Genomic DNA, 20,495 nt, shown 5'->3' with positions numbered 1-20,495 from the left:
TTGGAATATAATTATGATATTTATGCTGGATAATTACGATTCGTTTACATATAACCTTGTGCAGTATCTGCGAAAGCTCGAACGCGAGGTTGTCGTAAAACGCAACGATCAGACCACAATCGAAGAGATCGAGGCTCTTTCGCCCGAGGGAATTGTCATTTCACCCGGGCCGGGCAATCCCGACAGTGCGGGAATCTCGCTGGAGGTTATCAAACATTTTGCCGGCAGGGCGGCGATTCTCGGCGTATGTCTGGGGCACCAGGCGATTGCCCAGGCGTTCGGCGGAAAAATCGTCCGTGCAAAACGCATTATGCACGGCAAGACTTCTGAGATAACTACAGACTCCCAGGGAGTTTTCGAATCTTTTAAGAAACCGTTTCAGGCCATGCGGTACCATTCGCTTGTTGCCGAGCGGGATACGCTGCCGGAGGTTTTCACCGTCAGTGCCCAGAGCGACGATGGCGAGATTATGGCCATCCGGCACAAGGAATTTGCCATCGAGGGCATTCAGTTTCACCCTGAATCCATAATGACCCCGCTGGGAATGAAGATACTGAGAAACTATTTGAAGATTATAGATAAGCAATAGGCATTAGGCAAAAGGCAATAGTGTAGAGAAAATTCACGAATTTTCTCAATCTGAAATCTGAAATCTGAAATCTTAAATCTTAAATTTGAGCATATAAAAATGATAAACGAGCTTTTGAAAAAGATAACATCAAGAACTGACCTTACCCAGACAGAATCCGCTGAAATGCTATCGGCGATTCTTTCCGGTGAGGTCTCGCCGGTAATGATCGCCGCCCTGATCAGCTCACTGAGCACCAAGGGTGAGACATTCGCCGAGCTTGCCGGCGCTGCACGTGCCATGCGGAGCAAGGCGCATCGGATCCAGGTCATCTCGCCGGTAGTGGTTGATACCTGCGGTACCGGCGGAGACGCTTCGGGCACGTTCAATATCTCGACAGCGGCGGCGTTTGTCGTTGCCGGTGCAGGAATAACCGTCGCAAAGCACGGCAACCGCTCGATTTCCAGCAAATGCGGCAGTGCTGATGTGCTCGAGGAGCTGGGCGTAAACCTCGAAATGGAACCGGAGCTGGTAGAAGATGCGATAAACGAGATCGGCATCGGCTTTATGTTTGCCCCGAAGTTTCACGGCGCGATGAAATACGCCATGCCCGTCCGTAAAGAGCTTGGCATACGGAGTATCTTTAATATGCTTGGGCCGCTGACCAACCCTGCCGGCGCAAATTATCAGGTGCTCGGTGTGTTCGCGCCGCAGTTGACAGAGATGTTCGCCGAGGCACTCAAACTGCTCGGCTGCAGAAGTGCCGCGGTGGTACACGGCCATGATGGGCTTGACGAGATAAGCGTTTGTGACGCGACACGCATCAGCGAGCTTAAAGATGGAATGGTAAAGACTTACGAGCTTCTACCAGAACAGTTTTTCGGCGAAGCGGCAGACCTTGATGACCTGAAAGGCGGAGAGGCACCGGAAAACGCTAAAATAATCAAGGATATTTACTCCGGCAGAAAGGGCCCGGCGAGAAATGTCGTTGTAATAAACGCCGCAGCCGCGATCTCCGCCGCCGGCAAGGCAGAGAATATCAGCCAAGGCGTTAAATTAGCAGAAGAAGCCATCGATACAGGAAACGCCGCGGCAAAACTCGATGCGTTAATAAGATATACACAGGAGAATTAAGAGTTAATAGACGGGATTAACAAGATAGACAAGATTAATAGAAATCCTGTCAAATATAATTTGAAATCTGAAATCTGGCAATTTGTGATTTATACAGGTATTAGAAATTGAGCAGCAGAGAAAAAAACATACTTGAAACAATAATGGCCTCTCGCCGGGCACAGGTCGCGACGCAGAAAGCTGTCATGCCTCTGGAAGCAATAAAGGATATGGCATCTGTAATGCCGGCGGTGGGCAGCAGTTTTTATGACTGCCTCGCGGCAAAAGACAGCGTTCGGATTATTGCCGAAATAAAACGTGCATCGCCGTCAAAGGGTGATATCTGCCCTGAGCTTGAGCCGGAAAAAACAGCCCTTTCATACGTACGCGGCGGTGCGGCGGCAATTTCGGTACTGACAGAGAGCGAATTCTTCAAAGGCAGTGCCAGGGACTTCGCTGATGTCCGCGGCGCGGTTGATGTACCGCTTTTACGAAAGGATTTCATCTTTGACCAGTATCAGGTGTACGAGTCGAAGATGATGGGCGCCAATGCCCTGCTGCTGATAGTCCGCGTCCTGGAAGGGCCGCTTTTAAAAGACCTTATCCAGCTTACAGAATCTCTGGGTATGGATTCACTCGTTGAGGTACACCAGGCAGCAGAGACAGAAAAGGCCCTGAATGCCGGCGCTAAAATTGTCGGCATAAACAACCGCGACCTGAAGACTTTCGACACAGATATTAAGGTGGCTGCTCAGGTTTCTAAAGAGCTGCCTGGCGATTGTATTGCCGTCGCTGCGAGCGGGATATTTGCACGTACCGATATAGATTTCTATCTCGAACGCGGAGTGAACTGCTTTCTTGTCGGCGAGAGTATTGTCCGCTCGGCTGTTCCGGCGGCGTTTATAAGAGAACTGCGGGGAGTCAAATGACAGGAAATAGCGACAAACTTTTTGTGAAGATATGCGGCATAACACATCCGCGGCAGGCAGAGCTGACCGCTGCGGCGGGAGCCGATGCGATCGGGCTCGTTTTCTATCCGCCAAGCCCGCGAAATGTGGATGTATCGCTGGCCAGGCGTATTGCTAATGCGGCGGCTCCAGTGCCGTGTGTGGGAGTGTTTGTCAATGAGACACCGGCGAAGATTATAAAAACCGCACAGAATCTCAAACTCGCGGCTGTTCAGCTGCACGGCAATGAACCTGCCGAAGATGCCCGGGAAATAATGGGTGCCGGCATAAAGGTGATAAAATTTTTCCGTCCCGATTCACTGCCTTTGGTTGATTATCCGGCGGATGTTTATCTGATCGAAGGCTCAAAAGGCGAATTGCCCGGCGGCAACGGTACGGTCTGGAATTATCATATCCCAGAGCGGTTCCGCAAAAGGGCGGTTCTGCTTGCCGGCGGGCTTGGGCCGGACAATCTGGCTCGGGCGTGTGAGGCGGCACTGCCGGACGGCGTGGACGCTTCGAGCAGCCTCGAGATAGGCCCGGGGATAAAAGATATAAAACTTGTTGAAAAATTTATAAACAGCGCAAAAAATTTGAAAATAAATGTTCCTTTGAGGAGAATTTTAATATGAACGGAATGTTTGACTACAACTACCCTGATCAGCGGGGCCATTTCGGCGAGTTCGGCGGCATCTATGTCGGCGAGACGCTTATGCCCGCACTGATAGAAGCGGCGGCGGCATTTGAAAAATATATCATCGACAAGTCATTTCTTGCGGAGTTTAACTCTCTTTTAAAGCACTATGTCGGCCGGCCTACACCCGTTTATCATGCCGGCAGGCTCTCGGAGCATATCGGCGGCGCTCAGATATACCTTAAACGTGAGGACTTAGCCCATTCCGGCGCACACAAGATAAACAACACAGTCGGCCAGACACTGCTCGCCAAATACATGGGCAAAAACCGGGTTATCGCCGAGACCGGCGCCGGCCAGCACGGTGTGGCGACGGCTACGACCGCGGCGCTGATGGGTATGGAGTGCAAGGTGTTCATGGGTGTCGAGGATATCGAGCGGCAGCAGCCCAATGTTCAGCGTATGGGGCTTCTCGGCGCGACGGTTGTGCCGGTTTCCAGCGGTACCGGTACGCTCAAGGACGCTATGAACGAGGCGATGCGGTACTGGGTCGAAGCGGTAGAGGATACGTTTTATGTTATCGGCACGGTTGCCGGCCCGCATCCGTATCCGGTGATGGTTCGTGAGTTTCAGAAGATTATCGGCATCGAAGCACGCACGCAGATCAAAGAGCTTATCGGCAGGCTGCCCGATGTGCTCGTAGCCTGTGTCGGCGGCGGCAGCAACGCGATGGGGTTGTTCTATCCGTTTATCGGTGATGAGGTCGAGATGATCGGCGTAGAGGCGGCAGGCGAGGGTATCGAGACCGGCAGACACGCGGCGCCGCTGTGCAAGGGCACGGTCGGTGTCCTGCACGGCTCAAAGTCGTATCTGCTCCAGGACGAAGACGGTCAGATAAAACACGCATACTCTGTCTCGGCAGGATTAGATTATCCCGGCGTAGGGCCCGAACATTCTCTGTTAAAAGAGCTTGGACGCGTTCGTTATGTGCCGGTAACAGATGATGAAGCGATAGAGGCGTTCAAAATGCTTTCGCGTTTTGAGGGGATTATCCCCGCTCTTGAAAGCTCACACGCTCTGGCCTCAGCTCTCAAAGAGGCCCGCAGCAGGAGCAAAGACGAGGTTATACTTGTAAACCTTTCGGGCCGCGGAGATAAAGACCTGGCGCATGCGCTTGCAATAATTGGAAAAACCACAAAATAAAAGAATATACGGATTTTACTATGAACAGGATTGAAAAACGATTTGCAGAATATAAGAAAAACGGCCGCAAGGCTTTAGTCGGCTTTATCTCGGCAGGCGATCCGTCTGTTGAGATGTCTAAGAAGCTGATTCGTGAGATGATCGCCGGCGGGCTTGATGTTTTGGAGCTTGGTGTTCCGTTCTCCGATCCGACGGCAGACGGGCCTGTTATCCAGCGTTCCAGCAGCCGGGCACTCGCGGCGGGTGTCAATATGGGTGTGTGCTTTGATATTGTCCGCGATATTCGCTCGTATGACGCGGATGTGCCGGTGGTGCTGTTCAGCTATTACAATCCGATAATAGCTTACGGAGAAAGGTTTTACGAGGATGCTACCGCGGCGGGCGCTGACGGCGTGCTGATTGTTGATTTGCCGCCCGAAGAGGCCGGCGAGCTGACCGATAAATGGCCCGGCAATGAGCTTGTAGTCATTCACCTTATTGCTCCGACAACATACGACGAGCGGGTGAAGCTGATTTCGACTGCCTCGAGAGGGTTCCTGTATCTGATATCACGTACCGGAGTTACCGGCACCGGCGGCATAGATATTGACGGCGTCGGCAGATATGTTGACAGGATCCGCCGGCAGACAGATTTGCCGCTGTGCGTTGGTTTTGGAATCTCCACGCCTGAGGATGCTTTTGCCATGGCCGGCCATGCTGACGGGATAGTAATTGGCAGCGCATTCGAAAAGGTGATCGAGAAAAATCCCGACAATCCCGATTTGCCGAAAATCATGGGCGATTTTGTGCGTGGTTTTCGAGGGGCACTGGACCGATATTGACCGCCGCTGTTTAATGAAAATTAAGCAAAATATTACAAGACAACAGGTTAAAATTAGATAAAATGATACTGAATTGAAAACTTTTGAATAAATAAACGAGAATATCATGAAAGATTTAAAATTATGCCAAAAACAGTCACCCGAGCATAAAACCATCATCGAGGTGGGCGGCACAAAAATCGGGCAGGATTTAACGGTTATAGCCGGTCCGTGCAGTGTAGAGAGTGAAAAACAGACCGTAGAAACAGCCATCGGCGTAAAAGAGGGCGGCGCTACAATGCTCCGCGGCGGAGCTTTTAAGCCGCGTACTTCGCCGTATGCATTCCAGGGGCTCGGGCTCGAGGGACTCAAGATTCTCCGAACAGCTTCACGTGAGACGGGCCTGCCCGTCGTGACCGAGGTTTTAGACCCGCGTGATGTCTCCTGGGTATGTGAATATGCCGACATATTGCAGGTCGGCACACGCAACATGCAGAACTTTTCGCTGCTTAAGGAAGTCGGCAGGGCGAACAAGCCGGTGCTGCTCAAACGGGGAATGCACTCAACAATCAATGAATGGCTCTACTGCGCCGAGTATATACTCGCAGAGGGCAACAAGGACGTTATTCTGTGTGAACGCGGCATCAGGACGTTCGAGACGTACACACGCAACACGCTTGATTTAAGCGCTGTACAGGCGGTTCTCGAGCTCTCGCATCTGCCGATAATCGTTGATCCTTCGCACGCTACGGGACTTTTGTCCATGATTGAGCCGATGAGTCTGGCGGCCTTCGCTGCCGGCGCGGACGGGATCACCGTCGAGGTGCATTGCAAGCCCGAAGAGGCAATGTGCGATAAAGCCCAGGCACTGAGTATTCCAATGTTCAAGCGTATGATGGCAAGGATAAACAAGTTAAACGAATGTATGGCAGAGATAAAAAAACTCCCTGCTGCTGTGGAACAGGAGTAGAAACTTTAATCTCAATTAAAGGTTTAATATGATAAGCGATCATGAAAAACAAGCCATATTGGGAGTGTGCGAAAAATATCACGTGGAAAAAGTTTTACTTTTTGGTTCCTCGCAAATTCCTAATGTTAAGGCAAACGACATTGATCTTGCGGTAGAAGGTGTCGCGGATAAAGATTTTTTTAATTTTTATGCTGATTTAATGTTTGCTGTTGATAAACCGGTTGATCTTATTGATCTAAAAAAGGATTCAAAGTTTAATCGCCTGATAAAACACACAGGGACTGTTATTTATGGTTGACCGCAAAGAATTATAGATGAAAGAATTGACTGTACATGCTCAAAGCGGTGGTAGCCGGGTTCTTGTCGGTGATTTCGGCGGCGATTTCTCGCGGTTTGTGCCGGAGGATAAGCCGGCGGTTATCATAACCGATTCAAACGTTGCCGGGATATACGCGGAGAGATTCCCCGATTGTCCGGTTATTACGACGGTACCGGGCGAGGAGAATAAGACACTTGGCGGGCTTGAAAAGATATATTCGGGGCTGCTCGAGTGCGGCGCTGACCGGTCATGGTTTATACTGGCGGTTGGCGGGGGTATCGTCTGCGACACAGCCGGATTCGCCGCGTCAACATATATGCGGGGCATTGATTTTGGCTTTATCTCTACGACACTGCTGGCAAATATTGACGCGTCAGTCGGCGGCAAAAACGGTGTAAATTTTCATGGCTATAAAAATATTGTCGGCGTGTTCAGCCAGCCGCGGTTTGTTGTATGCGATGTCTCCACGCTGGCTACGCTGAGAGAATCTGACTATCGCTGCGGGCTTGCGGAGATGATCAAGCACGGCGCGATACGAGACGCCAGGCATTTTGAGAATATCGAAGATAACATGAGAGGTCTGCTCAAACGTGATATAAGTACTGTTGAGACTCTGGTTTATGAGTCTGTTTCAATTAAGGCTGAAGTTGTCGCCCAGGACGAGCGGGAGTCGGGGCTTAGAAAAACACTCAACTTTGGCCACACATTCGCCCATGCTATAGAAAAGGTCTGTAAACTTGCCCACGGCCAGGCGGTCAGCGTGGGTATGTGCATCGCATCAAGGCTTTCAGTAGAGATGGGTCTGCTTTGCGAAGATAAACATCAACGGCTGAAAGGCTTAATCGAGACTGCCGGCCTGCCGGTGTCACTGCATGAAAAAGCCTCAGTTCTGGCTGATGCGATAGCGGGCGACAAAAAGCGCCACGGCGGGGAGATAGATTTTATCCTGCTCGAGGATTTGGGAAAGGCTGTTATAAAACCCATCCCGATTGCGAGGTTGCAGGAGATAATACGCGGATTTGAATTTTGAGTGATATAGGCAACAGTATCGGTCGTATCGGACTGATCAGTCTGATAATTTTAAAACATTATGCAAAAATCAAAACATAACATTACAGAAAGACCCATTGCCCTTATCGGGTTTATGGGTGTCGGCAAGACCGCCGTTGGTACTGAGCTGGCAAAGCTGACCGACCGCGAGCTGGTAGATCTGGACAGCATCATTGAAGACCGCAGCGGGACGGATATTCCCTCTGTCTTCCGCGAGCACGGTGAGGATTATTTTCGCCGGCTTGAATCGTCGCTGATGGAGGATTATCTTACCAGCGGCAGGGGTGTCATACTCTCGTGCGGCGGCGGTATAGTTATTTCAGAGCGTAACCGGCAATTACTTGCAAAGCACGCTGAAGTCGTCTGGCTCGAACAGGATATCGACGTTTGTCTTGAGAGGGTACAGAGCGGCAGCAGGCCGCTGCTTGACCGCGAGGATTCGTCTGATTTTGCCAGAGAGCTGTATGAGAAACGCAAACCTCTGTACAAACAGGCGGCGGATGTTGTAATTAACAGAAGTGACAAAGATATTGAGACAACAGCCCGGGAAATATATGATATGCTTAAAAACAGCTAAGGCAAAAGGCCGCGTAATGGTTGAGCCGTCCAAGAGCATGATGCAGCGGGCCGTCGCGGCGGCTCTTTTGTGTGACGGCCGGTCTTGCCTGCGGAACATCTCTCTCTGTGATGACTGCGTGGCTGGAATGGATGTAGCCTCTTCGCTTGGTGCGGAAGTCTCCACGCCGGCCAATAACAGCGTTCTGATCACAGGCGGGCTCAAAGCCCCGTCAAGAGAGCTCTGCTGCGGCGAGGCGGGGCTGTGTATCCGCATGTACACGCCGATTGCGGCACTGCTTGATACGGAGGTTACGCTGACCGGTTCGGGCGGGCTGACAAAGAGGCCCATGTCAATGGCTGAATCACCGCTGCGGGCACTCGGCGCCCGGGTCTCGACCAACAACGGCTTATTGCCCATCACAGTCAAAGGCCCGCTTAAAGGCGGCGAAGTAACACTAGATGCGTCAATGAGCTCACAGCTGCTCTCCGGACTGCTGATTGCCTGTGCAAGGGCCCGGCACGACTCGGTGATAAATGTCAGCAGTCTTGCCAGCAAACCGTATATTGATATGACGCTGCAGGTGATGGATGCTTTCGGCATCGAATACGGACGTGAGGGATATACGCGGTTTATCGTTCCGGGCGGCCAGAAATACCAAAGCCGCGACTATACCGTTGAGGGCGACTGGAGCGGCGCGGCGTTTGTGCTTGCTGCCGGTGCTCTTGGCGGGCCGGTAACCGCGGCGGGGCTGCGAACAGATACCAAACAGGCCGATATCGCGGTATTGCAGGCAATAGAAGCGGCAGGTGCAAATATTGATATTGACGCAGATGCCGGAGAAATAACCGCATCACGCGGCAGGCTTAAGGGCTTCAGTTTTGATGCGACAGAGTGCCCGGATCTGTTTCCGCCGCTGACGGCTTTGGCGGCACACTGCGACGGCGTATCGGAGATTACCGGCGTATCCCGTCTTCGACACAAAGAAAGCGACAGGGCGGCAGTGCTTCAGGAGCAGTTCGGCCGTTTAGGTGTGGAAATATCTTTAAAAAACAATACCATGTACATCATCGGCGGAACGGGCACCGGCGGCAGGATAAATGCCTGCGGGGATCACCGTATTGCAATGGCGGCGGCGGCGTATGCTTGCGGGCTTGAAGGTGAAATGGTAGAAATAGAAGATCCCGAATGCGCCGCGAAATCGTGGCCGGGCTTTTTTGAGCAGTTTGGGAAAATAGGCATTAGGCATTAGGCAACAGGCAATAGTTATCGGTCGGATCGGTCAGATCAGTCTGATAAAATTCAAGAAAAAAAAGATTATGAACAGTTTTGGCAGAATATTCAGAATAAGTATTTTTGGCGAATCGCACGGCAAAAAGGTTGGTGTCTGCATTGACGGCTGCCCTGCGGGGCTTGCGATTGACGAAGCGGACTTTCGGCATGATCTCTCCCGCAGGCAGGGCGGCGGAGGCAAAGGCACAACCCCCCGCAGAGAGCCGGACTCGCCGAATATCGTCAGCGGCGTTGTAAACGGCTGTACAACCGGCAGCCCTATAACAATACTATTTGAGAACACCAATACCCGCAGCAGCGATTATGACAACCTTCGGGACATCCCCCGCCCGGGACATGCCGATTTCAGTGCGTATAAGCGATACGGCGGTTTCGCGGACATGCGGGGCAGCGGCCATTTCAGCGGCCGGCTGACAGTGGGAATCGTCGCGGCCGGCGTTGTAGCAAAAAAAATTATCGCCCCCGCAAAAGCCTCTGCGCGTCTTGTGCAGGTTGGCGGCAGTGAGGAAATTGACGAGACTATCGCCAAGGCAGCGGATTCAGGCGATTCGGTGGGCGGGCTCATCGAGTGCCTTATAACAGGTATAGAGGCAGGTGTTGGCGAGCCGTTCTTCGACTCGGTAGAGGCCAGGCTATCGCATTTTATCTTTGCGGTGCCTGCAACCCGTGGGATTGAATTCGGCACCGGTTTTAATGCCGCAATGATGCTCGGAAGCGAGCACAATGATCCGTTCTGTTCCCAGCAGGGCCGTACGCTCTCCAATCATGCCGGCGGCATCAACGGCGGCATAACTAACGGCAACGATATAATTTTCCGTGTTGCTGTCAAGCCGGCATCGAGCATAGCAAAGCCCCAGACCACCATGAACTTTACGACCGGCAGCATGGAGACACTCGAGGTGCACGGCCGACATGATGCGTGTATTGCTGTCAGGATTGTTCCGGTGATAGAGGCTGCCGCCGCGATAACCATGGCGGACATGATACTAACCCGAAAAGCCGGAGAGGCGTTTAGAGGTCAGGATAATTCGTACAAACAATGACAAGTGTGCCGATGAAATATGCGGCCGGTAATATTAGAAGAAAGGTAATAATATGGACTTAAACGAAATCAGACAGAAAATTGATCAGCTTGACTGCCAGATTGTGCAGTTGCTGAAAAACCGTATGGAAAGCGCCCGTATCGCGATGACGTTCAAGGAAACGACCTTTGACGAACAGCGGGAAAAGCAGATTCTTGAAGTGCTTTCGCAGTGCGAGAGTGCTTTGCTGCGTAGTGATTTTATAAAAGATGTTTATTCCCTTATACTTAAGGAGAGTAAAAATATTCAGGAGTCAATCGGCCCTGTTATCGCTTTTCAGGGTGAGCACGGGGCTTACAGCGAAAGTGCATGTATGGTTTGGGATCCCAAACTCGCACCCATGCCCTGCCATGAATTCGCCGATGTCTTCAGCGGCGTAGAACAGGGAGTCTATGATTACGGTATAGTTCCGGTGGAGAACACTCTCGGGGGTATGGTCGGCGCGGTGAACGGCCAGCTGATCAAGTCTGACCTGCATATAGTCGGCGCAGTCAAGATGGCGATAAATCATTGCCTGCTTGCTGTTCCGGGGACTGATTACCGGGCAATACGGCGTGTGTATTCACACCCGCAAGCGCTGACACAGTGCAGAGAGTACCTCAAGCGGCACAACCTTGAGCCGGTGGCGCATTATGACACTGCCGGAGCCGCACGAATCCTCGCAGAAGAGCGGCCCGCCGCGACAGCCGCTATCGCAAGCAAGCTAAGTTCCAGGTTTTATAACCTGAGTATCATACAGGAGCAGATTGAGGATCTGGATACGAACCAGACACGTTTTGTTGTTATATCCAGAGACGCTAACAAAAATCACGGCTCCAAGTGCTCGATAGTTTTTGCCACTCCGGACAAGGCCGGCGCTCTTTTTGGAGTTCTCGAGCTGTTTGCAAAGAAGAATATCAACCTTACCAGAATCGATTCAATGCCGGATGCGCCGGGCGAGTTTGCGTTTTTCCTCGATTTTGAGGGCTCTATCGACGACCCCGAGGTGGCCGGCATACTTGAGCAGGTAGAGCAAAGCTGCCATCACTACAGGTTCCTGGGCTGTTATGACGAGAAGGTGGCATTATGAAAATCTTTATACTCGGAACAGGCCGAATGGGAGCATGGCTGACAGAGGAGTTCTGTCTTGATCATGAGGTCGCTATATACGACTTTGACCGTAAAAAGATGAAGTTTTTCATCGAGGTACAGCGGCTCACAGATATGAGTCAGTTAAAAGAGTTTGACCCTGATATGGTGATAAATGCCGTCTCGCTTCGTCATACAAAAGAAGCATTTGACCAGATAATACCGTTGGTTCGCGATGACTGTATATTTGTAGATATCATGTCAGTAAAGGGCGATATAGACAAGTATTACAAACAGCACAATTTGCGTTTCGTCTCTATTCACCCGATGTTCGGCCCGACATTCGCCAATATCAGAAATCTAAAGGACGAAAACGCCGTAATCATCACAGAATCAGACGAAGAGGGCAAAAAGTTTTTCCGTGAATTCTTCGAGTCACTCGAGCTGAATATATATGAATATTCATTCGCAGAGCATGATGAGACAATATCCTACAGCCTTTCGATACCGTTTACGTCATCGCTGGTTTTCGCGGCGTGCATGAAAAAGCAGGACGCCCCTGGTACGACGTTCCGCAGGCACCATGAGATAGCCAAGGGGCTTTTAAGTGAGGATGATTATCTGCTGGCCGAGATTCTGTTTAATGCCGGCACGATTGAGCAGATCGAGAAGATCAACCAGCGTCTGTCATACCTGACCCACATCATACGCGGCAGGGACTATGAGGTGATGGTTGAGTTCCTCGACAAGCTCCGTGACAATATAGACTTTTAGACTGGTTTATTCGGCAGCGAGTTCGGTCTTGTCCGGCTGCTTCTGCATGGTACGCGGGAAATTCTCTATGCCCATAATCTCGGCTATTTTAGCGGCGAGATCGGTATGGTGATAAACGCCGGTAAAATTCAGGGCCTGGGGTCCGTATGCGAACAGCGGCACGTGAGATGCGGAGTGGGACTTGGTTGCCCATTCGACGGCGAGGTTTTCACTGCTGCTGCCGCCGGTAACCACGAGTCCGCCGGTTTCATGGTCGGCAGTAACCAGTACAAGGGTGTTTTTGTCTTTTACGGCGAAATCAAGGGCTTCCTTGACTGCCATGTCAAACTCGAGAGTCTGTTTTATGATATTCTCCACATTGTTGGCATGGCCGGCCCAGTCTATCTGGCTTCCCTCAACCATTAGGAAAAACCCGTTTTCGTTTTTATTTGAAAGGACTTTGATGGCTGTTCTGGCCATTTCCGATATTGTCGGTTCAGGGGCAAAGGTTGTCATGGCATGGTTGCTGAAAAGCCCGAGTACCTTATTTGTGCCGGGTTGAAGATTTCTGAGCTGATTGCGATGTTCGATAAATACATATCCGGAATTCAGCGCCTGTTTTATCAGGTCTCTGTCATCTTCTCTATTGCTTTTCTCATCAGATTTGGGCAGAAAATACCGTTTTCCGCCGGCAAAAAGCACGTCAAAGCCGTTTTCTATCATCTGTACGGCAATTGCCCGTTCCATGCCTCTGCTTTCAACGTGAGAAGCAAAACCGGCAGGTGTGGCGTGGGTCAGTTCGCTTGTAGCAACAAGTCCGCAGCGGCCGCCGCGAATCTTATGAAGCTCTGCGAAGGAGAAATATTTCAAGCCGTCCGGGTCCTGGCCGAGAGTTCCGTTTGTAGTTTTTATTCCGCAGGCAATCGCGGTCGCCGCGGCGGCAGAATCGGTAATAAATCTGCCGTGCGGTTCTGTTGTCAGAATACCGGTAACAGGCATCTTTTCCATATAAAGCCGTATGTCGGTGCCGCCGGCTTTGAGTGCGGCAAGGCGAACCTGGGAGAGCCCCATTCCGTCGCCTATCAGCAGGATAACGTTTTTAACCTTTTCTGATTCAGTGGTTACAGGGTATTGGGTGTCTGTCGGTGAGGGTTGATAAAAGCTGATATCAGATACGTCTTTAACCTCGTCCCTGTAATTGAAATTAAGGTCCTGTTGACAGAACGCGGCGGAGACGAGGCAGAATAGCAGCAGAGCTGTTAGTCTTTTCGTGAAAGCTGTATTCATTTTATTTAATCCTGTTTAAAAGTTTTATAATGTATATTGCTTATACAGTATTGCCGAAATCAAAAGTCTTTTAATCATATACTGAATAAAAATAATATCAAACAAATGTATATAGTAATCAGGACATTTTTTTCTGTGGGAGCGAAAGGTTGGAAGTTTAACTATAGTCAATGTGTGTCAGAGCAAAAAAAACAGCCCTTACAGTATTGTAAAGGCTGTTTTATGACCCCAAGGGGATTCGAACCCCTTGAGTGTGTAGGTCTAATGTTCTCTAATTGCATTTTTAGCACATTGTTTAGCACATTTAATCCTTGTTTTTAGCTCAAAAAAGGTTATAATTCAAGTGTAAAAGTTAATTAATCTTTGAGCAGAAATCAATATTAAAATAAGAGCAATTCCGTTTGTAAGGCTTTTCAGAAAATTTGCCACAAAATACTATTGATACCCAGTAGGTTAATGCGGATTAATCGGCGTTTCCTCGGCTTGCGGGCGTGCTTTGGGGGAGCAGTCGGGGCGAGCCTGGTGTGTGTTTCTTCTGGTCGTGTGATTTTAGGCGCACCGATAGTGTGGCAGGTAGTTTGTTGGTTTGTATTTGCGTTGTTATGCGGCTGATATTTTGATCGACTCTGATTTAACCAGTGAGCGTATGTAGTGCGGCTGCTTGGTTTTCACGTACCCCAATGCCGTGCCTAACATCGTGATCAGTGCCAGGTCTACTCGCATCTGCATTTTTTTAAGGCCTCGAATATAGTGAGTTTCAAAACCAAAGGAGACATCGAGCCGACTGTTGACCCTCTCGACAGAAGTCCGTTTTTTGTATTCGTCTTTCCATTTATAGCTGTCCCGCGGCAAAGCCATAAAGATACGCGGGTCTTTTTCCAACCCGATCCTGATACTCTTGCCAATTGGACAACTCCCTGATGCGGGGCATGTCAGCCCTTGATGGTGTGCCGGGCAACCGAACTTGATACTGTCTCTATCCTTCTCAAAACCCCTGTTGCACATCTTGTTGAGTTCTCCCCCCTTGCAGCACTTGCAGAACACCTCACCCTGCTGGTTGTAATATATCCTGTCAAGGCCTTCAACCGGGCTATGTTCCAACTGCGTCATATTGCGAGTATCAACAACAGCACGTATATCGTGCTCCTTCCATAACCATAGCTTGAAATCGCCGCAATCATAGCCTTTGTCTGCCGAGAGATATTCGCACTTCTCAAGAGCCTTTGAGGGACAGGCGTCAACCAGATTGTACGCCTCTAACATATCATTGTCATTACCCGGCGTTACGATACGTGCTATCGGCAGTTCATAATTGGCATCCACTGCCAGATGAACCTTGTAACCAAATATCGTTGTTTTTTTGATAATCTTACCGTTTTTATCTGTGTAAGTTTTTGTTGCCCAGCCGCCGTCAGTATCCCTTCTGCCGTCAGGCTTATTTTCTGAACCGGAGTTTGCCGCACTCTGGATGACTTTGCTGTCAATCGCTATACGCTGACCAAAGCCGGGCAGTTCCCGGGCAAGACACTCCAGAAGATTCTGGAAAATACCGGCTACTTCTGCCGGATACTCCATAAGCGACTTGAGCAGGTTGGTATAGGCGTTTGATGATGGTACCGGGTGCTCTTTGAGAGGATCAAAACCGCAGATATCCCTGAGCTGACCGTTGCGAGAAAGCTCCCGGCGAAGAGCTTCGATGGTGTTGTGCCCAAATACGATGCCGGCAAGCATTGAGTTCCAACTGGCCCGTATCGGGTAGTCATCACGTCCATTGCCGCGGCGTTTTTCGAGTGTTTGCATTAGTTGTTCATCGTCGAGCGTCTTGAGTAACAGGTCGAGCCGCTCTAAATCTCCGAGATTTTCAACATTTTGGTAGCAAAACAAGCTGGGTTGTGGTATATTAGCCATTGGTAAATCCTTTTGTAGAATATAATATAAGTTCTTTTGGTTTAATGTCTTATATTATATCACATGCAAAATGATTTACCATTTTTCTATGGGGGCAATTTGAGGTTTTTTAATGTTTTTTTCGCTCGAATCAGGCCTGAAGCCAGAGAAAAAGGGGGAAAATCGGTTTCACTGCCGTTGCTAAATCCACCCGCTCAACAACTTACAAACAAACGGAATAGCTCAATAAGTATATAATCATGGCAAGAAAAACAGGAAAACAAGCTAAGTATGTTATATATGGTAACAAGGAAGTAAAAGATATTATAGATGGAAGAGAAATAGGTTTATCTTATGCTACTAAAAACAAAAGTTATTATATGATGATTCCAAAAGAATTTGCTGGGGATAATGCAAAAAGAAGTAAAAGAGTATGGTTAAAATCTGATTTGGGTAATGCTGTTCTGAAATTCAGAGCAGTTATAAAAGAACTAAAAGGAGAAGAAGAAAAGGTATTTCAAACAGAGATAAAAGAAGGCACTGTTAAAACAAAATATGTAACAAAGATTCTAGAAGGAGCAGATTTAGAAGAACTTGCCCAAATCGTTATAAACAACAAATATGACCCGAAGCAAGTAGCATCAGAAATTGAAAAAAGAGGAATAAGTAAAATAGATAAAAAAATAGTAGCTGATATTTCAGAGGAGGAGCATATACAGTGGCTCAAAGATGAACTTCAAAATCCCCAGGAATTATCTAAGAAAACAGGCATTGATGCTTTTAATTTTTTCTACGATTATGTAAATAAAAATCCCATTAAGTTATCAGAACTTTGGGATAACTACAAAAACTCTAAAAGTTATATAGATGGTAAAAGTTCAGACGAAAAGAAAAAGACAAAAAAAGATTGGGATACTTTTGTATCTTTAATAGGAAAAGAGTATTTAGAACAAATTTCTTTATATGACATTAAACTATTTGAAAAGTATCTTAACAAAAAGAACTATTGTGATAAAACCATTCATCATCACAAAAGTAGAGTATTGAAAATATTAAGAGGCTCTTTAAAAAACTATGAAGATACTACTATACTGCAAAAAGTTATACTACACTTTGATAAATGGGAAAAATTAGAAGTTAATGTATCTAAATCAATTGCTGCAAAAGTAGTATCTAAAAAGAATTTTATTAAACTTTATAATGCTGCTGATAAAAAAGGTGATATACAACTAAAAGCTCTACTAATGTTATGTCTTAACACAGGAACTTATCTCATAGAGGCTTCACGGCTCAAGCGTTCTGAGATAAATTTAGACGAACAAACTCTGATGACACAGAGAAACAAGGTAGGCAGATGTAAAAAGTTTGCTTATCTTTGGGACAGGACAGTAAAAGATTTAAAAGCCTATTTAGATACCAGAAAAGATAATTCTGATATATTATTTTTAGCATCTCATGGAGGAGAGTATAAAGACGGACACGGATTGAGGACAAGGTTGTATATTTTGAGGAAAGAATGTAATTTATTAAATGTAGAGTTTAATCAATTAAGAGATACTTTTCAAACTCTTGCAAATGAGTGTGGAGTATCTCTCTACCATTCAAATATGGTTATGGGGCATAGCACAGGTAAAACTTCAGAGAGATATAGCCATAGAAGGATTCATAACGAGCTCAAAGATGCTTGCATAAAAGTTGAAAAAGCCTTTTTTGAAAATTGAGCCCTCCTCTCATCCCAGAGTTGCTCTTTTTTCAGCCCAATATCTCCACTTTACAGCCCAGGAGCCTTTTTTTCAAATATCAGGGCAGGAGGGCTGGCAGAATCAAAAAAAATATGTCTGTTATTATATTTGTAAGTTATTCTTTTGTAGTGAATTATCTCTTTTTTAAAAGAAAAAGATACCTGAATTGTTTAGAAAATTAACAACTTTAAAAGGATTTATGGTTCAGGAAGGGGTTTAAATATCTTGGTTCAGTTGTAAAAGATAGTTTTAACTGGACAAATATCAAATTTCTGCTATTATGTTAGCTAGTACAAGGGTGGAACCGACCTCTGGTTCTCATGTCCCTCCTAAGCCCTTCTTGATAGAATATTTAAGAATATTTTGAGAGGTTTCAAATATGATATACAGACCTTGCCGGAGCAGTGAAAAATATGAGGGGTAAATATCTATTGCTTATTGATTTAGGTATGTTTATCTGTTAAAATCCCCTTTCATATAGTCATAATTTAATATATTTATGGAGTAATGAATGGCGATAAAAAAGAGTGAATTATACAGCTCATTATGGAAAAGCTGCGATGAGTTAAGGGGAGGTATGGATGCCAGCCAGTATAAGGATTATGTGCTGGTTCTGTTGTTCATCAAGTATATATCCGACAAATACGCAGGGGTTCCTTTCGCTCCTATTACCGTCCCAGAGGGGGCAAGTTTCAAGGATATGGCGGCCCTGAAGGGCAAATCTACCATCGGCGATGACATAAATAAGAAAATTATCGGCAGGATAGCCGAGGCCAACAATCTTACCGGCACAATCACAGTTGCCGATTTCAACAGTGCAGACAAGCTCGGCAGCGGTTCCGAAATGGTCAAGAAACTAACCAATCTTATAGCCATTTTTGAAAACCCCGCCCTTGATTTTGCCAAAAACCGTGCCGGCGGCGATGATATCCTTGGGGACGCTTATGAGTATCTTATGCGTCATTTTGCTACCGAAAGCGGTAAAAGCAAGGGGCAGTTCTACACGCCAGCCGAGGTAAGCCGTATCATGGCCAAGGTTATCGGCGTAAATGCGAAAACCGGCAGGACAACTACTGTATATGACCCCACCTGCGGTTCGGGGTCTCTGCTGCTCAAGGTCGCTGATGAGACTGAAGAAGGACTCTCCATCTACGGGCAGGAAAATGATACCGCAACGGCGGGTCTGGCTCGAATGAATATGGTTCTGCATAACAACGCCACCGCCGTTCAGACCATAAAAAAGGGTAATACCCTTGCCAATCCCCTGTTCACAGATGAGCATAACAGGCTCAAAACCTTTGATTATGTCGTCGCTAATCCCCCATTCAGCTATAAGTCATGGAGTAACGGTGTAGATGCGGTTAATGATATCTATGGCCGTTTCAAGGACTACGGCATTCCGCCGTCAAAGAACGGTGATTACGCATTTCTTCTGCATATAATAAAATCGCTAAAGAGCCGGGGTAAGGGTGCCTGTATTCTTCCCCACGGCGTATTGTTCAGGGGCAATGCCGAAGCCCAAATCAGGACAAATCTGATACGCAGGGGCTATATCAAGGGTATCATCGGTCTGCCAGCCAACTTGTTTTTTGGAACGGGCATCCCAGCCTGTATCATCGTTATCGATAAAGAGAACGCCCAGCATCGCAAGGGTATCTTTATGATAGACGCTTCGAAGGGGTTTATCAAAGACGGCAACAAGAACAGGCTCAGGGAGCAGGATATACACAGAATTGTGGATGTATTCAATAAGCAGACCGAGCTTGACAAATTCAGCCGTATGGTGCCGGTATCTGAAATCGAAGCCAATGATTTCAACCTCAATATCCCACGCTATATCGACAGCCAGGAGCCGGAAGATACCCAGAATATCGAGGCTCATCTATCTGGAGGTATTCCAAAAGAAGATATTGACGCATTGGAGGACTACTGGAAGGTCTATCCAACGCTTAAAAAAGAGCTGTTTTCAAATAGAGGGCGAAAGGGATTATTAAAACTTAAGGTTAAGAAGGAGAAAATCAAGCAGAAAATCTTGAGCCATCCTGAATTTACCGCCTTCAGCAAGGAGATTGACGCTGTTTTTGACACATGGAAAGAGAGGACTCTCAGGCTGCTCAAGGGGCTGGGGCTCGATAACAAGCCCAAAGAAATCATTTATACGATATCTGAGGATATCCTCTCATCTTTTACGGGTAAAGCCCTCATAGACAAGTATGATGTGTATCAGCATCTGATGAACTACTGGGCCGAGGTTATGCAGGATGACTGCTATATTATCTCAAGTCTCGGCTGGAAGGCAGAGTTGAGCTATGGCGATAAGGGCAAGACGTTTGAATGCGATTTAGTGCCGGTATATCTGGTTATTGACAGATACTTCCCCGAGGAAAAAAAGACTATTGAAGGTCTGGAAGTTCAAAAAGAGGCTCTTGCCGCTCAAATAACAGAGATTACAGAAGAGTATGGAGGAGAAGACGGGTATTTTTCCATGCTTGAGAAGATTAATAAGGGTAATGTCCAGAAACGAGCAAAGGAAATCAAAGATGACCCTGATTCTGCGGAAGAGATAGAGGTTCTAACGCAATATCTGGAGCTGAATATGCAGCAGGCTGCCCTGAACAAGATAATCAAGATTGCAAAGGCAGAACTGGATAAAAAGGTGGTTGCCAGGTATAAAACGCTTACAGAGGATGAAATCAAGGTGCTGGTGGTTGATGATAAGTGGATGGCGGCCATTGAGCGGAATGTCAAGTCGGAGATGGACCGAATCAGCCAGCGTCTTACTCAGCGTATCAGGCAGCTGGCAGAGCGTTATGAAACATCCCTGCCAATGCACAACTCAGCCGTTACAGAGATGGAAGAGAGGGTGGCCGCTCATCTTGAGAAGATGGGGTTTGTATGCAAGTGAGGAAGGGATACAAACAGACAGAGGTGGGAGTAATTCCCGAGGATTGGGATGTTAAGGAAATTAAACATATTGCCCCTTTACAAAGGGGGTTTGATTTACCAAACACTAAATTACAAAAAGGGGAGTTTCCAGTCGTTTATTCAAATGGAGTAGAACACTACCATATAGAGTATAAAGTCAGAGCACCGGGTGTCGTAACGGGTCGCTCAGGCACAATAGGAAAGGTTACATTTATTAATGAAAATTATTGGCCACATAACACTTCTTTATGGGTTACGGATTTTCAAAAAAATGTTCCGTTGTTTATTTATTAGGCTC

Annotated in this window: 19 protein-coding genes; 17 read left to right on the top strand and 2 right to left on the bottom strand. The window is 47.7% G+C overall.

All coding sequences use genetic code 11. The features are described from left to right. The first annotated feature begins 13 nt into the window (after window positions 1-13). The 14 genes from SMSP2_RS05610 to SMSP2_RS05545 all read left to right on the top strand — a co-directional run bounded on the left by SMSP2_RS05610 (window position 14) and on the right by SMSP2_RS05545 (window position 12,377). Window positions 14-589 (top strand): anthranilate synthase component II, encoded by a 576-nt coding sequence (locus SMSP2_RS05610; RefSeq protein ID WP_146683014.1) that lies wholly within the window; start codon window positions 14-16, stop codon window positions 587-589. 99 nt (window positions 590-688) lie between these two features. Beyond that, window positions 689-1,702 carry an anthranilate phosphoribosyltransferase gene (gene trpD, locus SMSP2_RS05605; RefSeq protein WP_146683013.1) on the top strand — a complete coding sequence of 338 codons (1,014 nt, stop codon included), beginning with the start codon at window positions 689-691 and terminating at the stop codon, window positions 1,700-1,702. Window positions 1,703-1,809: 107 nt separating this feature from the next. Next, complete coding sequence (gene trpC / locus SMSP2_RS05600; protein WP_146683012.1) at window positions 1,810-2,610, top strand: indole-3-glycerol phosphate synthase TrpC; 801 nt, start codon at window positions 1,810-1,812, stop codon at window positions 2,608-2,610. Next, the gene (locus SMSP2_RS05595; protein ID WP_146683011.1) at window positions 2,607-3,260 is read left to right on the top strand and encodes a phosphoribosylanthranilate isomerase; all 654 of its coding nucleotides are present in this window, start codon (window positions 2,607-2,609) and stop codon (window positions 3,258-3,260) included. Before trpC ends, SMSP2_RS05595 begins: the two co-directional genes overlap by 4 nt. A 5-nt stretch (window positions 3,261-3,265) precedes the next feature. Further along, window positions 3,266-4,465, top strand: coding sequence for a tryptophan synthase subunit beta (gene trpB / locus SMSP2_RS05590; protein ID WP_146684823.1), 1,200 nt, complete (start codon window positions 3,266-3,268; stop codon window positions 4,463-4,465). 20 nt (window positions 4,466-4,485) lie between these two features. After that, window positions 4,486-5,286: a tryptophan synthase subunit alpha gene (gene trpA, locus SMSP2_RS05585; protein WP_146683010.1), complete on the top strand. Its 801-nt coding sequence runs from the start codon at window positions 4,486-4,488 to the stop codon at window positions 5,284-5,286. A gap of 106 nt (window positions 5,287-5,392) precedes the next feature. After that, on the top strand, window positions 5,393-6,235 hold the full coding sequence (gene aroF, locus SMSP2_RS05580; RefSeq protein WP_146683009.1) for a 3-deoxy-7-phosphoheptulonate synthase: 843 nt from the start codon (window positions 5,393-5,395) through the stop codon (window positions 6,233-6,235). Window positions 6,236-6,263: 28 nt separating this feature from the next. Continuing rightward, window positions 6,264-6,533: a nucleotidyltransferase domain-containing protein gene (locus tag SMSP2_RS05575; protein ID WP_146683008.1), complete on the top strand. Its 270-nt coding sequence runs from the start codon at window positions 6,264-6,266 to the stop codon at window positions 6,531-6,533. Window positions 6,534-6,549: 16 nt separating this feature from the next. Beyond that, on the top strand, window positions 6,550-7,584 hold the full coding sequence (gene aroB, locus SMSP2_RS05570) for a 3-dehydroquinate synthase (protein WP_146683007.1): 1,035 nt from the start codon (window positions 6,550-6,552) through the stop codon (window positions 7,582-7,584). 60 nt (window positions 7,585-7,644) lie between these two features. Continuing rightward, the gene (locus SMSP2_RS05565) at window positions 7,645-8,181 is read left to right on the top strand and encodes a shikimate kinase (protein WP_146683006.1); all 537 of its coding nucleotides are present in this window, start codon (window positions 7,645-7,647) and stop codon (window positions 8,179-8,181) included. After that, window positions 8,159-9,412: a 3-phosphoshikimate 1-carboxyvinyltransferase gene (aroA, locus tag SMSP2_RS05560; RefSeq protein ID WP_146683005.1), complete on the top strand. Its 1,254-nt coding sequence runs from the start codon at window positions 8,159-8,161 to the stop codon at window positions 9,410-9,412. Before SMSP2_RS05565 ends, aroA begins: the two co-directional genes overlap by 23 nt. A gap of 67 nt (window positions 9,413-9,479) precedes the next feature. Further along, on the top strand, window positions 9,480-10,496 hold the full coding sequence (locus tag SMSP2_RS05555; protein WP_146683004.1) for a chorismate synthase: 1,017 nt from the start codon (window positions 9,480-9,482) through the stop codon (window positions 10,494-10,496). A gap of 52 nt (window positions 10,497-10,548) precedes the next feature. Continuing rightward, window positions 10,549-11,604 (top strand): prephenate dehydratase, encoded by a 1,056-nt coding sequence (gene pheA, locus SMSP2_RS05550; protein WP_146683003.1) that lies wholly within the window; start codon window positions 10,549-10,551, stop codon window positions 11,602-11,604. After that, the gene (locus SMSP2_RS05545; RefSeq protein ID WP_146683002.1) at window positions 11,601-12,377 is read left to right on the top strand and encodes a prephenate dehydrogenase/arogenate dehydrogenase family protein; all 777 of its coding nucleotides are present in this window, start codon (window positions 11,601-11,603) and stop codon (window positions 12,375-12,377) included. The genes pheA and SMSP2_RS05545 overlap by 4 nt, the downstream gene beginning before the upstream one ends. Before the next feature lie 6 nt (window positions 12,378-12,383). Here the strand turns inward: SMSP2_RS05545 and SMSP2_RS05540 are convergent, their stop codons facing one another. Together SMSP2_RS05540 and SMSP2_RS05535 are read right to left on the bottom strand one after the other, a co-directional pair. Beyond that, the gene (locus tag SMSP2_RS05540) at window positions 12,384-13,643 is read right to left on the bottom strand and encodes an alkaline phosphatase (protein WP_146683001.1); all 1,260 of its coding nucleotides are present in this window, start codon (window positions 13,641-13,643) and stop codon (window positions 12,384-12,386) included. Between the two features lie 600 nt (window positions 13,644-14,243). After that, window positions 14,244-15,551: a transposase gene (locus SMSP2_RS05535; RefSeq protein ID WP_146682385.1), complete on the bottom strand. Its 1,308-nt coding sequence runs from the start codon at window positions 15,549-15,551 to the stop codon at window positions 14,244-14,246. Window positions 15,552-15,790: 239 nt separating this feature from the next. Here SMSP2_RS05535 and SMSP2_RS05530 point away from each other — a divergent pair, with 239 nt between their 5' ends. The 3 genes from SMSP2_RS05530 (at window position 15,791) to SMSP2_RS05520 (ending at window position 20,491) form a co-directional block, all read left to right on the top strand. Beyond that, window positions 15,791-17,251, top strand: coding sequence for a tyrosine-type recombinase/integrase (locus SMSP2_RS05530; protein WP_146683000.1), 1,461 nt, complete (start codon window positions 15,791-15,793; stop codon window positions 17,249-17,251). A 532-nt stretch (window positions 17,252-17,783) separates the two neighbouring features. Next, window positions 17,784-20,177, top strand: a complete 2,394-nt coding sequence (locus SMSP2_RS05525; RefSeq protein ID WP_146682999.1) for a type I restriction-modification system subunit M — start codon at window positions 17,784-17,786, stop codon at window positions 20,175-20,177. Next, on the top strand, window positions 20,168-20,491 hold the full coding sequence (locus SMSP2_RS05520) for a restriction endonuclease subunit S (RefSeq protein ID WP_146682998.1): 324 nt from the start codon (window positions 20,168-20,170) through the stop codon (window positions 20,489-20,491). The genes SMSP2_RS05525 and SMSP2_RS05520 overlap by 10 nt, the downstream gene beginning before the upstream one ends. The last annotated feature ends 4 nt before the right edge of the window (window positions 20,492-20,495 follow it).

The organism is Limihaloglobus sulfuriphilus (assembly GCF_001999965.1).
Taxonomy (GTDB): domain Bacteria; phylum Planctomycetota; class Phycisphaerae; order Sedimentisphaerales; family Sedimentisphaeraceae; genus Limihaloglobus; species Limihaloglobus sulfuriphilus.
This window is presented reverse-complemented; position numbering and strand designations above follow the sequence as displayed.

Coding starts and splice junctions, on each gene's coding strand:
- aroF (WP_146683009.1), top strand. CDS start 5,393: ATGAAAGATTTAAAATTATGCCAAAAACAGTCACCCGAGCATAAAACC.
- SMSP2_RS05535 (WP_146682385.1), bottom strand. CDS start 15,551: ATGGCTAATATACCACAACCCAGCTTGTTTTGCTACCAAAATGTTGAA.
- SMSP2_RS05545 (WP_146683002.1), top strand. CDS start 11,601: ATGAAAATCTTTATACTCGGAACAGGCCGAATGGGAGCATGGCTGACA.
- SMSP2_RS05520 (WP_146682998.1), top strand. CDS start 20,168: ATGCAAGTGAGGAAGGGATACAAACAGACAGAGGTGGGAGTAATTCCC.
- aroA (WP_146683005.1), top strand. CDS start 8,159: ATGATATGCTTAAAAACAGCTAAGGCAAAAGGCCGCGTAATGGTTGAG.
- SMSP2_RS05530 (WP_146683000.1), top strand. CDS start 15,791: ATGGCAAGAAAAACAGGAAAACAAGCTAAGTATGTTATATATGGTAAC.
- aroB (WP_146683007.1), top strand. CDS start 6,550: ATGAAAGAATTGACTGTACATGCTCAAAGCGGTGGTAGCCGGGTTCTT.
- SMSP2_RS05540 (WP_146683001.1), bottom strand. CDS start 13,643: ATGAATACAGCTTTCACGAAAAGACTAACAGCTCTGCTGCTATTCTGC.
- SMSP2_RS05575 (WP_146683008.1), top strand. CDS start 6,264: ATGATAAGCGATCATGAAAAACAAGCCATATTGGGAGTGTGCGAAAAA.
- SMSP2_RS05525 (WP_146682999.1), top strand. CDS start 17,784: ATGGCGATAAAAAAGAGTGAATTATACAGCTCATTATGGAAAAGCTGC.
- SMSP2_RS05565 (WP_146683006.1), top strand. CDS start 7,645: ATGCAAAAATCAAAACATAACATTACAGAAAGACCCATTGCCCTTATC.
- trpD (WP_146683013.1), top strand. CDS start 689: ATGATAAACGAGCTTTTGAAAAAGATAACATCAAGAACTGACCTTACC.
- pheA (WP_146683003.1), top strand. CDS start 10,549: ATGGACTTAAACGAAATCAGACAGAAAATTGATCAGCTTGACTGCCAG.
- SMSP2_RS05555 (WP_146683004.1), top strand. CDS start 9,480: ATGAACAGTTTTGGCAGAATATTCAGAATAAGTATTTTTGGCGAATCG.
- trpB (WP_146684823.1), top strand. CDS start 3,266: ATGTTTGACTACAACTACCCTGATCAGCGGGGCCATTTCGGCGAGTTC.
- SMSP2_RS05595 (WP_146683011.1), top strand. CDS start 2,607: ATGACAGGAAATAGCGACAAACTTTTTGTGAAGATATGCGGCATAACA.
- trpA (WP_146683010.1), top strand. CDS start 4,486: ATGAACAGGATTGAAAAACGATTTGCAGAATATAAGAAAAACGGCCGC.
- SMSP2_RS05610 (WP_146683014.1), top strand. CDS start 14: ATGATATTTATGCTGGATAATTACGATTCGTTTACATATAACCTTGTG.